Origin of the sequence: Arthrobacter sp. CAN_A212 (assembly GCF_015752345.1) — a bacterium.
In the GTDB taxonomy this organism is placed as follows: Bacteria; Actinomycetota; Actinomycetes; order Actinomycetales; family Micrococcaceae; genus Arthrobacter_D.
In genome coordinates this window covers 49570-63168 of record NZ_JADOUT010000007.1, presented here as the reverse complement: position 1 = coordinate 63168, position 13599 = coordinate 49570, and the positions used below count along the sequence as shown (strand labels likewise).

At 62.9% G+C, this 13599-nt stretch carries 11 protein-coding genes and 1 tRNA gene; 6 read left to right on the top strand and 6 right to left on the bottom strand.

Annotated features, from left to right (window positions below; translation table 11 throughout):
- Positions 1–8 precede the first annotated feature (8 nt).
- From IWX64_RS07575 to aceE, 3 genes are all read right to left on the bottom strand, one after another.
- Positions 9–971 (bottom strand): ACP S-malonyltransferase, encoded by a 963-nt coding sequence (locus tag IWX64_RS07575; RefSeq protein WP_196866533.1) that lies wholly within the window; start codon positions 969–971, stop codon positions 9–11.
- Between the two features lie 96 nt (positions 972–1067).
- A complete protein-coding gene (locus IWX64_RS07570; protein WP_196866532.1) occupies positions 1068–2303 on the bottom strand; it encodes a PucR family transcriptional regulator in 1236 nt (411 codons plus the stop codon).
- Between the two features lie 168 nt (positions 2304–2471).
- The gene (aceE, locus tag IWX64_RS07565) at positions 2472–5210 is read right to left on the bottom strand and encodes a pyruvate dehydrogenase (acetyl-transferring), homodimeric type (RefSeq protein ID WP_196866531.1); all 2739 of its coding nucleotides are present in this window, start codon (positions 5208–5210) and stop codon (positions 2472–2474) included.
- Positions 5211–5627: 417 nt separating this feature from the next.
- Here aceE and IWX64_RS07560 point away from each other — a divergent pair, with 417 nt between their 5' ends.
- The 4 genes from IWX64_RS07560 (at position 5628) to IWX64_RS07545 (ending at position 7641) form a co-directional block, all read left to right on the top strand.
- Positions 5628–6047 (top strand): DUF3052 domain-containing protein, encoded by a 420-nt coding sequence (locus IWX64_RS07560; protein WP_196866530.1) that lies wholly within the window; start codon positions 5628–5630, stop codon positions 6045–6047.
- A 1-nt stretch (position 6048) separates the two neighbouring features.
- A complete protein-coding gene (locus tag IWX64_RS07555) occupies positions 6049–6543 on the top strand; it encodes a peroxiredoxin (protein WP_196866529.1) in 495 nt (164 codons plus the stop codon).
- Positions 6540–7472: an NAD-dependent protein deacetylase gene (locus IWX64_RS07550; RefSeq protein ID WP_334683201.1), complete on the top strand. Its 933-nt coding sequence runs from the start codon at positions 6540–6542 to the stop codon at positions 7470–7472. Before IWX64_RS07555 ends, IWX64_RS07550 begins: the two co-directional genes overlap by 4 nt.
- 93 nt (positions 7473–7565) lie before the next feature.
- Positions 7566–7641: transfer RNA gene (locus IWX64_RS07545), tRNA-Val, on the top strand.
- A 498-nt stretch (positions 7642–8139) separates the two neighbouring features.
- Here IWX64_RS07545 and IWX64_RS07540 read toward each other — a convergent pair.
- Positions 8140–9024 carry an alpha/beta hydrolase gene (locus tag IWX64_RS07540; protein WP_196866528.1) on the bottom strand — a complete coding sequence of 295 codons (885 nt, stop codon included), beginning with the start codon at positions 9022–9024 and terminating at the stop codon, positions 8140–8142.
- Positions 9025–9117: 93 nt separating this feature from the next.
- On the bottom strand, positions 9118–9576 hold the full coding sequence (locus IWX64_RS07535) for a hypothetical protein (protein ID WP_196866527.1): 459 nt from the start codon (positions 9574–9576) through the stop codon (positions 9118–9120).
- Positions 9577–9854: 278 nt separating this feature from the next.
- On the opposite strand from IWX64_RS07535, the gene IWX64_RS07530 reads away from it, so the two are divergent.
- Positions 9855–10664, top strand: a complete 810-nt coding sequence (locus IWX64_RS07530) for an ATP-grasp fold amidoligase family protein (RefSeq protein ID WP_334683208.1) — start codon at positions 9855–9857, stop codon at positions 10662–10664.
- A gap of 376 nt (positions 10665–11040) precedes the next feature.
- Positions 11041–11376: a DUF732 domain-containing protein gene (locus tag IWX64_RS07525; RefSeq protein WP_196866525.1), complete on the top strand. Its 336-nt coding sequence runs from the start codon at positions 11041–11043 to the stop codon at positions 11374–11376.
- Between the two features lie 157 nt (positions 11377–11533).
- On the opposite strand, the gene IWX64_RS07520 is transcribed toward IWX64_RS07525, so the two are convergent.
- Positions 11534–13525, bottom strand: a complete 1992-nt coding sequence (locus tag IWX64_RS07520; RefSeq protein WP_334683200.1) for an acyltransferase family protein — start codon at positions 13523–13525, stop codon at positions 11534–11536.
- Positions 13526–13599 lie beyond the last annotated feature (74 nt).

The window sequence follows — 13599 nt, the reverse complement described above, 5'->3', positions numbered from 1 at the left end:
GGCGTTCACTAGTGTCCTTCTGCAATGGGGGAAATGACCGGGTCCGGGGTGCGTGAGTGCTCTTCGATGAAGGCAGCGGCAGCATCCAGATCCTCAGGCGATTTTACGGCCAATGTGGGTGTGCCGCGCATTCCGCGCTTCATCAATCCCGTTAGGGTTCCCGCCGGCGACAATTCGACAACCCCCGAAACGCCCATCTGCTCCAGCTGGGCCATGCAGAGGTCCCACCGGACCGGTCGCGACACCTGGGCGATCAGGCTGTCCAGGTTTCCGTCGCCGGTGGTTACCGGTGCGCCGTCGTAGTTCGACAGCAGGGTGGCTACCGGATCACGGGGGGTGAGCGTGGGCCGCAACTCATGCAGCGCCGCTACGGCGGGGCTCATGTGGTGGGTGTGGAAGGCGCCAGCAACCTTCAGTGGGATGACCCTCGCTTTGGCGGGGGGATCGGCCGTGAGTGCAGCCAGCTGGTCCAGGGTCCCGGCGGCGACAACCTGCCCACCCCCATTGGCGTTCGCCGGGGTCAGGCCATGGCGGGCAAGCACCTCGGCGACGTCGTCGGGAGCGCCGCCCAGAATGGCGCTCATCCCAGTGGGCACTGCTGCTCCCGCTTCGGCCATGGCGGTGGCGCGGACCCGGACAAAGGTTGCCGCATCCTGTTCGGACAACGCACCGGCAATCGCCGACGCCGTAACCTCGCCGACCGAATGGCCTGCCACCACCGTGGCCGCCGTCATCGGACGGTTACCCAGCAGCACCCGGGCGGTCACCAATCCGGCGGCAACGATCAGGGGCTGCGCCACGGCAGTGTCCTTGATCGTTTCCTCGTCCGAGACGGTGCCGTGACGGATCAGGTCCAGCCCGGCCTGTTCGCTGAGGGATTCGAGATGCTTAGGGACGCCTGGGAGTTCCAACCAGGGGCTCAAGAAACCGGGCGTTTGGGACCCCTGACCGGGGCAGACAATTGCAAGCACGTATCAAGCTTTCCAAACTGCTAGGTGATTGTTGGGTATTCCGGTGCACGAAGCTCCGGAGGCCGCTTTGTAGGAAGTCTACAACGAAGGCAGGGGTTACGGACGAGTAGCAGGCCGCTCTGACGGGGCCTGGGCGGGCTGGCTGAGCCGGCCGACCACCAGTGCGGTTTGCAGGACGAAGGCTTCGCGGGGGAGGAGCGGATCCCAGCCGGTGATGTCGCAGACGCGCCGGAGCCGGTACCTGACGGTGTTTGCGTGAACGAAGAGGGCGCGGGAGGTTGCTTCGAGGGAGTGGCCCAGGTTCAGGTAGGCGGACAGCGTTTCTTCGAGGCCGTTGGAGGCTCCGACGAGGGGGCGGTAGATGTTCCGGATGAGGGCTTTTCTGGCGGTATCGTCCCCGGAGATGACCCGCTCCGGCCAGAGATCGTCGGCGGCGACTGGCCGGGGGGCTGCGGGCCAGGCGCGGGCTGCCGTCAGCCCGGCGAACGCCGCCTGTGCCGAACTGCTGGCCGCGACCAGTGACTCTGATTCCGGACCGTACACCACCGGGCCCTGGCCGAAGAGGTCGCTCAGACGGCTGTAAGTGCTCTCGGTGTTTTCCACTCCACCGAGCACCAGGATCAGCCGGTCACCCTGGATGCCCACCAGGGTGTCTTCGGCGATCCGGTCGGTGGTCCGGCGCAGCTCATTGAGGAACATTGCGTTTGGTTCCGGCGGCGAGCTGCCGACCATCACCGTGATCCGGGCCTGCGATTTCCAGCCCACCGCGGCGATCCGGGAACGCAGGGCGTCCGAGCTTTCGCCGCGTAGGATCGCGTCCACTACCAGCGCTTCCAGCCGGGTGTCCCAGGATCCGCGGGTCTCGGCTGCACGGGCGTAGACATCGGCGGCGGCGAAGGCGACTTCCCGGGAATAGCGCAGCACGGCTTCGCGGAGGGCGCCCTGGTCGGCGTCGGCCGCGAGGTCGGGAACACGATCCTCGACCACCTGCACCACCACGCGGATCAGCTGCAGCGCTTTCTGGAGGCTGATGGAGCGGGTGAGCTCCGTCGGTGCGGTCCCGAAGACATCGCTGAGAACCCACGCCGGTGACACCGGCCGTTGGTACCAGTTCACAAACGAGGCGATGCCCTTTTGTGCCACCAGGCCCAACGCCGAGCGCTCATCCGCCCGCAGGCTGCGGTACCAGGGGAGGGAGGCGTCCAGTTGCTGGAGGGTGGCGGTGGAGAGGGCGCCAATCTTGGCTTGCAGCCGCTCCACCGTGTCAGGGTCGGCCACCGGGATCTGGGTCCTGCGGAAACTGGGCGGAAACGGGCGTTCGGACACAGGCATTCCACGAGCATACGTCCGAAGCGCTATCCGGCTCCATTTGTGTAGAGGCTACAAACACGCCGAGTACCTCTCACTCCCCAAAGAGAAACTGCCCCAAGAGTCAGCTACGCCGGTTGCAACCGGCGAACCTGACCCTCAGGGCAGTTTCTGGCAACGAGTGCCTAGAGCCTAGCTGTCCCCGCCGGTGTTTCCGGTGGTGCCGGCGTTGACGTCGAGGAGCTTGTACTTGTCGATCGCGTCGGCGGGCGCACTGGCGTCCACCTCGCCGCGGCGTGCCAACATTTCCAGTGCCCGTACCACCACTGAGTGGCTGTCGATCTTGAAGAACCGACGTGCTGCCGCCCGGGTGTCGGAGAAGCCGAAGCCGTCCGCCCCGAGGGTGGCGAATTCGTTCGGCAGGAACTGGCGTACCTGGTCCGGGACGGCCTTCATGTAGTCGGTCACGGCAACGATCGGGCCGGTGGCGCCTTCGAGCTGCTGGGTGATGAACGGCACGCGGGCGTCACCGGATGGGTTGAGGAACGCTTCTTCCTCGGCGGCCAGTCCGTCGCGGCGCAGTTCGGTCCACGAGGTGACCGACCAGACATCGGCCGAGACACCCCAGTCCTCGGCGAGGATCCGCTGCGCATCGAGCGCCCATGGTACCGAGACACCCGATGCGAGGATCTGGGTCCGCGGGCCGTCAATCTTCGCAGGGGAGACCAGATAGATGCCCTTGAGGAGGCCTTCGACGTCGAGTTCTTCCGGCTCTTTCGGCTGCAGGATCGGCTCGTTGTAGACGGTGATGTAGTACATCAGATTGCGGTCGTCAGAACCTTCGCCGTACATCCGGTTCAGGCCGTCACGCATAATGTGGCCAATTTCGTAGCCGTAGGCCGGGTCATAGGTGACCACGGCGGGGTTGGTGGAGGCCAACAGCGGTGAGTGGCCGTCCGCGTGCTGCAGTCCCTCGCCGGTGAGCGTGGTGCGGCCAGCGGTGGCCCCGATGATGAACCCGCGGGTCATCTGGTCGGCGGCGGCCCAGTAGGAGTCGCCGGTGCGCTGGAAGCCGAACATCGAGTAGAACACGTAGACGGGGATCAGCGGTTCACCGTGGGTGGCGTAGGACGTGCCGGCGGCGGTGAACGCTGCCACCGATCCGGCCTCGTTGATGCCGGCGTGCAGGATCTGCCCTTCGACGGATTCCTTGTACGCAAGGACCAGGTCCCGGTCCACGGACAGATAGTTCTGGCCGTTCGGGTTGTAGATCTTCGCCGTCGGGAAGAATGAGTCCATCCCGAAGGTGCGGGCCTCGTCGGGGATGATCGGGACAATTCGCTTCCCGAACTCCTTGTCCCGCATCAGGTCTTTCAACAGCCGCACGAAAGCCATCGTGGTGGCAGCCATCTGCTTGCCGGAGCCACGCTTAGCCACTTCGTACGCCTTGTCCCCGGGCAGGGTGACGTCAGTGTGCTTGTTGCGACGCTCGGGTACGAAGCCGCCAAGCGCCTTGCGGCGTTCCAGCAGGTACTTGATCTCCGGGGCGTCCTCGCCGGGGTGGTAGTACGGCGGGTTGTACAGGTCGTCGTCGATCTGCTCGTCCGTGATGGGGATGCGCAGGTGGTCCCTGAATGCCTTGAGGTCATCCGAGGTGAGCTTCTTCATCTGGTGAGTGGCGTTGCGCCCCTCGAAATGAGGGCCCAACCCGTAACCCTTCACCGTCTTCGCGAGAATGACGGTCGGTTTCCCCTTGAACTCGGTGGCGGCCTTATAGGCGGCGTACACCTTGCGGTAATCATGCCCACCGCGCTTGAGCTTCCACACCTTGTCGTCGCTGAAGTCGGCGACCATTTCCTTGGTCTGTGGGGTCTTGCCGAAGAAGTGCTCGCGAACAAACCCACCGGACTCGGCCTTGTAGGTCTGGTAGTCGCCGTCGGGCGTGGAGTTCATGATTCCCACCAGGGAACCATCCTCATCCTTCTCCAGCAGCTCGTCCCACTCGCGGCCCCAGACCACCTTGATGACGTTCCAACCGGCGCCCCTGAAGAAGGCCTCCAGTTCCTGCATGATTTTGCCGTTGCCGCGCACCGGACCGTCGAGGCGCTGCAGGTTGCAGTTGATGACGAAGTTCAGGTTATCCAGGCGTTCGTTGGCTGCGAGTTGGAGCAGGCCGCGCGATTCCGGCTCGTCCATTTCGCCGTCGCCTAGGAAGGCCCAGACCTGCTGGTCGGAGGTGTCCTTGATGCCACGGTTGTGAAGGTAGCGGTTGGACTGCGCCTGGTAGATCGCGTTCATCGGGCCGATCCCCATCGACACGGTCGGGAATTCCCAGAACTTGGGCATCAGCCGAGGATGCGGGTAGGAGGAAAGCGCGTGGCCTTCCTTCGACTTCTCCTGACGGAACCCATCGAGGTCCTCCTCGGTGAGGCGTCCCTCAAGGAACGCCCTGGCATACATGCCGGGGGAGGCGTGGCCCTGATAGAAGATCTGGTCGCCGCCGCCTGGATGGTCCTTGCCCCGGAAAAAGTGGTTGAAGCCCACCTCGTAGAGCGTCGCGGCTCCCGCATAGGTGGAAATGTGGCCGCCCACGCCAATCTCGGGGCGCTGCGCGCGGTGCACCATGACGGCTGCGTTCCAGCGCATCCAGGCGCGGAACTTCCGCTCGATCTCCTCGTCACCCGGGAAGTCTGGTTCCTGGTCCGCCGGAATGGTGTTGACGTAGTCGGTGGTTGTCACCATAGGCACACCGACGCTGCGGGCACCGGCGCGCTGCAACAGCGAACGCATGATGAACTGCGCCCGCTCAGTGCCCTGAACCCGGATCAGCTCATCGAGTGACTCAATCCACTCGGCTGTTTCCTCCGGGTCACCGTCGGTTCCGCCGGTCAAATTACTAAGAATTTCCGGTCCACCTTGCTCTACAGCCACGCCAAACCTCTCCCACTCCGCAGATGATGTCTACGATGCTTACAACTGACGCAACGGAACGATGCTCCGCAGCCTGTCTGTGGCCACGACCCCAAGATCGTAAGGATCGTGACAATTCACTTTGGTAACTCTAGCCGCGACGCGTCGGAGATGCGTAGTGGGGACCGGGTAGGTGACAGGTTTCCGCTCTCGGCGGTAATTGGCGGATTCGTCGTGGATCGATCCGACGGGCGCGTCCGGGCAGGTATTTCCGGCTGTTTCCGCACTATATGGTGTACATATGCGACCGCGGATTCGCTTGGGAGACCTGCTGGCTTGATGGATGCCGTTTAAAGGTGTTGGCTGGTCATAATGCATATCAACGTAACGAGTGGATCCGCTGTCAAAAGTGGCCCACAGTCTTTCGGGAGGAAAACAGTGAGCGAGGCCGAAGCCGCCACAACGGATACCGTGGCGGGCAAGTTGGGTTTCAAGGACGGGGACCTGCTTCAGGAACTCGGCTACGACGAGGATGTGGATTTCGACTTCCGCGCAACCCTCGAGGATGAAACCGGGTCTGAACTGCTCACTGAAGAGGACCAGGACGTTGTGGACGGCGTGCTGCTCTGGTGGCGCAACGACGACGGCGACCTCGTGGATGCACTCGTTGACTCACTCACCTGCCTCGACGAAGGCGGCACCGTGTGGGTCCTCACGCCCAAGTCAGGCCGCACCGGCTATGTCGCCCCATCGATTATCCAGGAAGCCGCTCCGACCGCCGGTCTGCACGCGACGTCGTCGGCCGGTGTCTCCAAGGACTGGGCTGCCACCCGATTGGTCAGCCGACGGAAAAGTTAGCATGAGCGGGCTCCCACTGAGAGGTGAGCCGGCACCTGATTTTGCCCTGTCCAACCAGTTTGGTGAGACGGTCCGCCTGAGTGATCTGAGCGGAACGCCCGTCGCCGTGGTGTTCTATCCCTTCGCTTTTTCGGGTGTCTGCACCGGCGAACTCTGCGAACTCCGTGACAACCTTGCATTGTTCGACGACGACGGCGTGCGACTCCTCGCCGTGTCAGTCGACTCCAAATACACCCTGCGCGCGTACGCCGAGGACCAGGGCTTCACCTTCGACCTGCTGGCCGACTTCTGGCCCCACGGCGACGTCGCAGCCCGATACGGTGCTTTCGACACCAGCCGAGGCTACGCGGAACGAGCCACCTACCTCATTGATGCGCAGGGCCAAATTGTTGACACCTTTCGTGCCGAGCTCGGCCACCCCCGCCCACTTGAGGAATATCGAGCGGCGCTGACCAAACTTTCCACGCGGGAAAACCGCGTCGGGCCGCTATCGTGACACCCGAGCAAGCTGGCGGAGCAGCCACACCGCCTGGCCTCGGTCTGACCGGATTCGCCAGTGGCGAACCGGTGGTGAACGCCTCCGCCTTCAGCCCCGAGCAACGCAACCGGGTCGCGGAGGTGGTGAGGCTGCTGGGCGGCCACCGCCTCGCCGTCCTGACCGGGGCCGGGCTGAGCACCGACTCCGGCATTCCGGATTACCGCGGACCCCAGTCGGTCCCCCGCAACCCCATGACCTACCAACAGTTCGTCGGGGACGAGGGGCTGCGGCGTCGGTACTGGGCACGCAACCACGTGGGCTGGCACCACCTCCGTCACGCCGACCCCAACCCTGGTCATCATGCCCTGGCGTCGCTCGAATCCCGGGGGCTTCTCTCCGGACTGATCACCCAGAATGTGGACCGGCTCCACTCGGCGGCTGGCAGTGACCAGGTTATCGACCTGCACGGGACCTACGATCGGGTCGTCTGCCTGCAGTGCGCGAGGAGCTACAGCCGGTCCGAGATAGCGGTGCTGCTGGAGGACCTGAACCCCGGCTATCTGGAGCGAGAATCGAACGCGGGTGACGTAGCGCCCGACGCCGATGCCGACGTCGACGACACGGGCGACTTTGTGATGGCCCCGTGCCCCAACTGCGGTGGCATGCTGAAGCCGGATTTTGTGTACTTCGGGGAGAACGTGCCGAAGGACCGGGTAGCGAAGGCCTACGAGATGGTGGACTCCGGCGATGCGTTGCTGGTAGCTGGATCATCACTGACCGTGATGAGCGGACTGCGTTTCGTCAGGCACGCTGCAAAGCTCGGCAAGCCAGTGGTGATCATTAACCGGGGGACCACCCGCGGAGATGATCTGGCCACCATGCTGGTCAATCTCGGGGTCTCGGAAGCGCTCACTTACCTGGCCGAGGGACTGCCCGACCTGCCGTAGCGGTCAACGGCTGGCGATTGGCATTCTCTTGGGAATGCCAGTAGAGTAATTTCTCGTTGGTTGGCCGGTCCGAGGGCCGCAACCGACACATTTGGGTCTTTAGCTCAGCTGGTAGAGCGCCACGTTTACACCGTGGATGTCATCGGTTCGATCCCGGTAGGACCCACCACCGAAACCCCGCCCTTTCAAGCACTATCGCTTGGGACGGCGGGGTTTTTTGTTCACTGGGACCGTTATCCGCTTCCGCCTAGTAGTGACTATTTCGCGTTCTGCCGTGATCCACAACACAGAAACTTCAGAGCCTATATCTCCGTTAGCGTGCTGCGGCGGACCTGTCCGGCGGCCACCCCAGTCGTAGCGAGGAAGGCTGTGTTCCACCCTCTGGATGCGGACCGCCTCCCGGGTCCACGCCCGGGCGAAAGCCTTCGCCCTCGACGAGCGGCCGTCAGGGAACGCGAGCTCAGCCCAGAGTGGGACGAGTCCTCGGCGGTGTGCACGACGGCGGGATCCATTTCCTCGATCTGCAGCGGTGGGGTCCGATTGCGGGCGCCGGGTGGGAGGCCCCAACTGTCGCCGTGGAACTTGTGCACCATGCGGCCGAGATTACTCCTGACAACTGAGAAAAGAAGTGTTTCACCCTTCGGTAGTCCGCTGACCGCCTGGGTGGTTACCGGCTTTTACTCCATGTTTCAGCTGAGGCGAGATGTTCCATGAAGGTAGCACGGGGTGGCGGCACATGGGCGGAAGCTCCGGCATATTCGGCGAATCGGACCCGATCGACGTTTCTTCCCGTTTCGATCGCCCTTCTAATTGGCAGGTAGTGGTCGTAGTAGTGGTGGGCGTCATTGGTGTTCTGGACGATGATCGCGCGGTTTGGGACCGGGGTGGTGTAGGTGCGTATTGCGGAGAGTCTGTTTCCGAAGGCTAGCGTCCAGTCGGTGGTGCGGCTATTGAATACTTCCAGGTTGGTGTCGGCAGCATAGGGGGCAAGGATGTCGATGAACACTCGCTGCGCGCCAGTCTTACCATCCACATGGTAGGAAGATATCTCGGTTTGTCCGTTGAGCGACACCGCAATGCTGTCAGGCAGACGAGCGGCAAGTTGAAGCGCCGCAAAACCGCCTCCTGATGCACCGACAACTAGGATGTGCTTTGACCCAAGTTGGGCTGCGGCCGAACGTACGACCTCAGCCATGATTGCGTTCAGATCAATTTCTGGCCAACCTGCATACCACGCGAGCTGGAAGTAGGAAGCGTCTTTCATTTTAAGGGTGGGGTCCGAAAAATAGAGCGAGCTGTACCCGTTTCCGGCGACGGTATTCAGCCATTCAAACCGAGGCAATTTGTATTTGGCCCTGTCTGTGGCGCCATGTAGTGCGACAACCAAGACATCCGACTTTTCATTCACAACCAGGAAGTCCAGAGGAATGTTCTTTCCCAATGGGGCCTGGAACGTTTGAGCCTGTCCGGGAACGGGCACCGTGAACTGGTCTAGTTCGACCTGAATGGGCGCGAGGTTCATGGCACCCGGGGCGAGGTCTTCGATTCTCATCTACAGCAAACCCTATTTTCGTCGGAAAGTACTGCTCAATGCTATCTGTTCGTATTTGCCCTCATGACGCTGGGTTGCCTTGGGTGAACGCGGTCAAAACCGGCGGGCGGAGGAGCGCGCCGGCGACGATCGCCGCCAACATGGTGCGAGGGGGTGCAAACAAGCGAGGTTCCTGCTGGGTGACTTCAATTTCTGACGCTCCTCACTGCGCGGGTCGGTTTCAGCTGGAAGCTCGGTACGCTTCAGCTCAAGCTCGTAGGCGCCGAAAGTGTTGCCGATAGACTTGTCGAGCATTTCCTGGATTTGTTCGGCGTATAGCTCGTTGTCATCCGCTACGAGCCCCACTAAGGCGTCATGCTGGGCGCGCAGCTTCGCATTGTCGCGGTGCAGCCGTGCCGTGCGGTCTGGAGCCCACTGCCAGGTCTCCCGTTCCCGCGGGTAATAAAGGCTGAATCCCTCCCACTCGCAGGCCCAGTGATAGCAGCCGAACTCGGCGCGGATCCTCACAAGTCTGCGAGCGCCGAAGGTTAGGTGAGCCGCTTGCCAACGCAAGGGTTCCTCGCACCCACATTGATACAACCCACTCGGTGAGGATTGAAGAGATAAATGACAGTGGGTGTGGTGAGAGGTAGCTGAATGCCCTGGTCAATGCCATCGCTGCGAGGAATAGGAATGCCAGCCCGCGCGGGTGATAAGAGTTTTGGTCAAGTCAAGGTTTCCCCAGGTTGATTTGGTGCTGCGGGGCCAGGATCCTCGCGACGGTCTTCAGGAGATTCCCCCACCGCAATGCCGGGTAAGCGCCGTTGAAAAGGTTGGGTAAGGTGGTGCTGATGGATTACTTTCAACACATGCAAGAGCGGATGGACGGCGCAGAGCCGCACGTCCCAGCAGGACTAGGCGAGAAGGGCAAGACCCGAGATTTCGCAGCGGTTGTCGGCGTGAGAACCCCCGCCATCCATTTCCGGGGAACGCTCGCCGCCCTAGCCGACACCTCATTGCCGGGTGAGTTCGTGCTGAAACCTGCCTACGCTTCAACGTCGATCGGCATCTACCTGTTGAAGAAGGTCGATGACAAGTTTGAGAACCTGTTGAGTAAAGAGATCTTGGGGTTCGCTGACATAGCAGAAAAGTACCGGACAATCTCTACCCGGTACTATGACGACGCCGAGCGCGGGGAATACATCGTTGAGCAGCTGCTCCGCGACCACGAAGGCAACACCCCGCCCCAGGACATTCGCGTCTACGCATTCCAGGGGGAGATTGGGATGATTCTGAAAGAGGATCACCTGACCGGCAGCGCGGCCGAGGCAATGTATTTCGACGGCTCGTTCCAGCCGATGCTGGATGGTGCGTACAGTGTGGCCGAGAAAGCTCAGCACTTGGAGAAGATCGTTCCAGCCGTGGTCCCGGAGAATTGGGAAGCCATTCTCGCGGTTGCGAAGCGTGTCTCGGTTGCTGCCCCCACCGCGTTCTGCCGGGTCGATCTGTACGACACTCCGGAAGGCGTCTACCTTGGCGAAATCACCTTCTTCCCCGGTACTTTTTATTACCGGGATCGCAAGCTCATGTCCCAGTCAGAGGCGGATCGATTAGGCCGACTATGGTCTGACGCTTCGAATCGGCTCCTAGGCTCCCTATGAGATGAAGCCCATGAGCCGGCCAACAGCACGAATCGACCACGTAACCCTTACCGATGCGGAAGTCACGGACATGGGTATGTGCTGCCACCCTTGCGGCGGTGCCGTCAGAGGGTCTGTGGGCGCATGACCTTCGGTTTGGTGCGGCGCCCTGGCCGGTGCAGTCAGGGGCCTGAAGAGCGTTCAGCATACGCTGAGCCATGTGACCGCGGCGAAGAAGCTGGACGTTTACGTAGAATTGTTCGATCAGGATTTGGGCGATGTCGCGGAGCGTCTCGACGTGCTTCTTAGTAGTACCAAAAAGTCGTTCCGCTCCAAATCGGGAACGGCATTACCGGTCTAAACCGGGTTGCACGAAGAGAAGGGACCTGTAGTCGCAATGCTCAGACGTGAAACTTCACGCCGCACCACCGGCGCAGCGATGCTGTGTCTGGCGATTGGCTTGGTCGGGTGCGGAACGGTCGACGTCGGGAGCGTGGCCGCCCAGGAGCGTTTCCTCACTGAGCTCCGAGAGCAGGCACCTGACTCGGTCTACTCCGGGGACGAACAGTTGATTGCCACCGGTGAGCAGGTGTGCGCCGATCTGGAGGCCGGTGCGGACCTCGAGGAGCTGGGCGCCCGCAACCCTGCCGAGAACCTGACTGACGAGACCGTTGAACGCATCCGGATCACCCAGGCACTCGCCGCCGAGCATCTCTGCCCCGGCGCGGCCTGAGCCGACGAACCGTGACAGGTTCTACGCTGCCGGAAACCCGACGCTGCCGGAAACCCGACGCTGCCGGAAACCCGACACTGCCGAAACCCGACACTGCCGAAACCCGACACTGCCGAAACCCGACACTGCTGGAACCCGACCCTGCTGGAACCCGACGCTACTGGACCTTGTCGAGTTCGTCACCGAGGGGGCCTGCCAGCGCCCTGCTGAACGCGGTGGTCATGTGGTGCTCATCCCGGTAGACCAGCAGATCCCCGATGATCGACGGACAAATGTCGGTGCAGAGGTAGCTGCTCAGATCAACGAACGACGCGTTGCCATCCTGCACTGTCCCACCCTGCACCGTCCCGTCCCGCACTGCCCGCTCCTCTGCGGCAAGGACCTCGCCGTCGAGTGCTTCCGCCCTGGGCAGGTCACAAGCCGCTGCCTCCTCAATGTTTCGGGACAGGCAGTCCAGCGGGGACGTACTGTGACTCGGTGTATCCGCGAGGACCAGCGCATGCGATGACCCAGGCAGAGCGGCCAGAGTGGCACCTAGGCCAGCCTCCCACTGCTCCACGAGTCCGGTCGAGGTATCGACGGGGGACACCTCCCCGTAGTTGCTGAGCACCACCACCGCCGGATCGAGTGCATCGATGTAATCAACGGCGCTTTGGCGCCATTGTTCGCATTGGGAATACGGGCGCTGCTCGTGGAGGATCTCGATGTCCACGGAGGGGCAACTGGATTTCGTCAGATTGTGCAGGCGGTAGGAGCCGTCGGTAGCGTAGGCCTCCAGCGCCGGGAACCACTGTGCGGCATGGGAGTCACCAAAAAGCACAATGTCCACGGTGCCGTCAGGGTCTCCGTAGACACAGTCGGTGTTCACCTCGGTGGCAGGGAAATCGGCGTGACAGCCGTCGTCGTACGTCCCGGGAATGCTGTCCGGCGCGTCGCGCAGTGTCGGGTTCAGGTTGGCCGGAACAAAGGTGGAGCCGTTAGGAGCGACCTGCAGTGGTTGCGACGCCGCTTCACGGGTGGAGGCGATCGGGGCGGTGCTTTGCACAGCGCCCGCGCCCGCCGCGACCGCCACGAACCCCAGCGACGCCAGTGCGGCTGTTGCGATGACCCGGCGGGCGCGCAGCGGGCTGCCCGCTGCCGGATGGCGGAAACGATTCTCCACGTACCTGTAAAGCAGGACTGCCAACGGCACGCTGAGGGCCCCCAGAGCCAGGGTGAGGACCAGCGGCAGCGGATTCTCGTAGCCCACCGCCGCCTGCGGGATGACCAGCAGCGGCCAGTGCACCAGATAGATCGAGTACGACCAGGCGCCGACCTTCTGCATCGGGGCCCGGCTCAGCAGCATCCCGGCCCCACGCGACGGAAGGCTGCTGCCACACACGATGACCGCGGCGGTGGACAGCACTGGAAGCAGCGCGGCCCACCCCGGGAAGACGGTGCTCTCGTTGAGGGCTCCCAGGCTGACCGCGACTCCGGCCATCCCCAGCCAGGTACCGAGCGCCGCGGCCCGGCCGTTCAGGCGCACCAGCCCGGAGTGCAGGGCGAAGGCTGCCAGGGCGCCGATCCCCAGTTCCCAGGCGCGGGTTGGGAGCAGGAAGAACGCTGCAGGCTGGGAGGTCCCGGTCAGGACGATGCACAGGGCAAAGGAGAGGACGACGATCGACAGGACCACCCAGAATAGCCTCCGGGTGGATCTGCGGACCAGCAGGAACCCCAGCAGCAGGAGCAGCGGCCAGAACAGGTAAAACTGCTCCTCGACGCCGAGCGACCAGTAGTGCTGGAACGGTGAGGGAGCGGTTTCTGCAAGGTAATCGGCGCCCTGCGCAGCGAACAGGACGTTGGGGACATACAAGGCGGTGGCGATGGCGTCCTGCAACGCCCCGGGACGGGTGGCTGGGGGAAGGAACACCAGCGACGCCACGGTGGTGAGAGCAAGCACAACAAACGAGGCGGGGATGATGCGCCGGATGCGCTTGGCGTAGAACTCGCCAAACGGGATCCGGCCGCGGGCCTCCAGCATGGAGATCAGTTGGCCGGTGATCAGGAAACCGGAGATGACGAAGAAGATATCGACGCCGACGTAGCCCCCGGGCACCGCTGACAGGCCGGCGTGGTAGAGGACTACCGCCCCCACCGCTACCGCCCGCAAGCCCTGGATATCAGGCCGGAACGGAGCCGGCTGCCGGACGGTTGGTCGCGAAATGACAAGCCCCTTCCCTGATG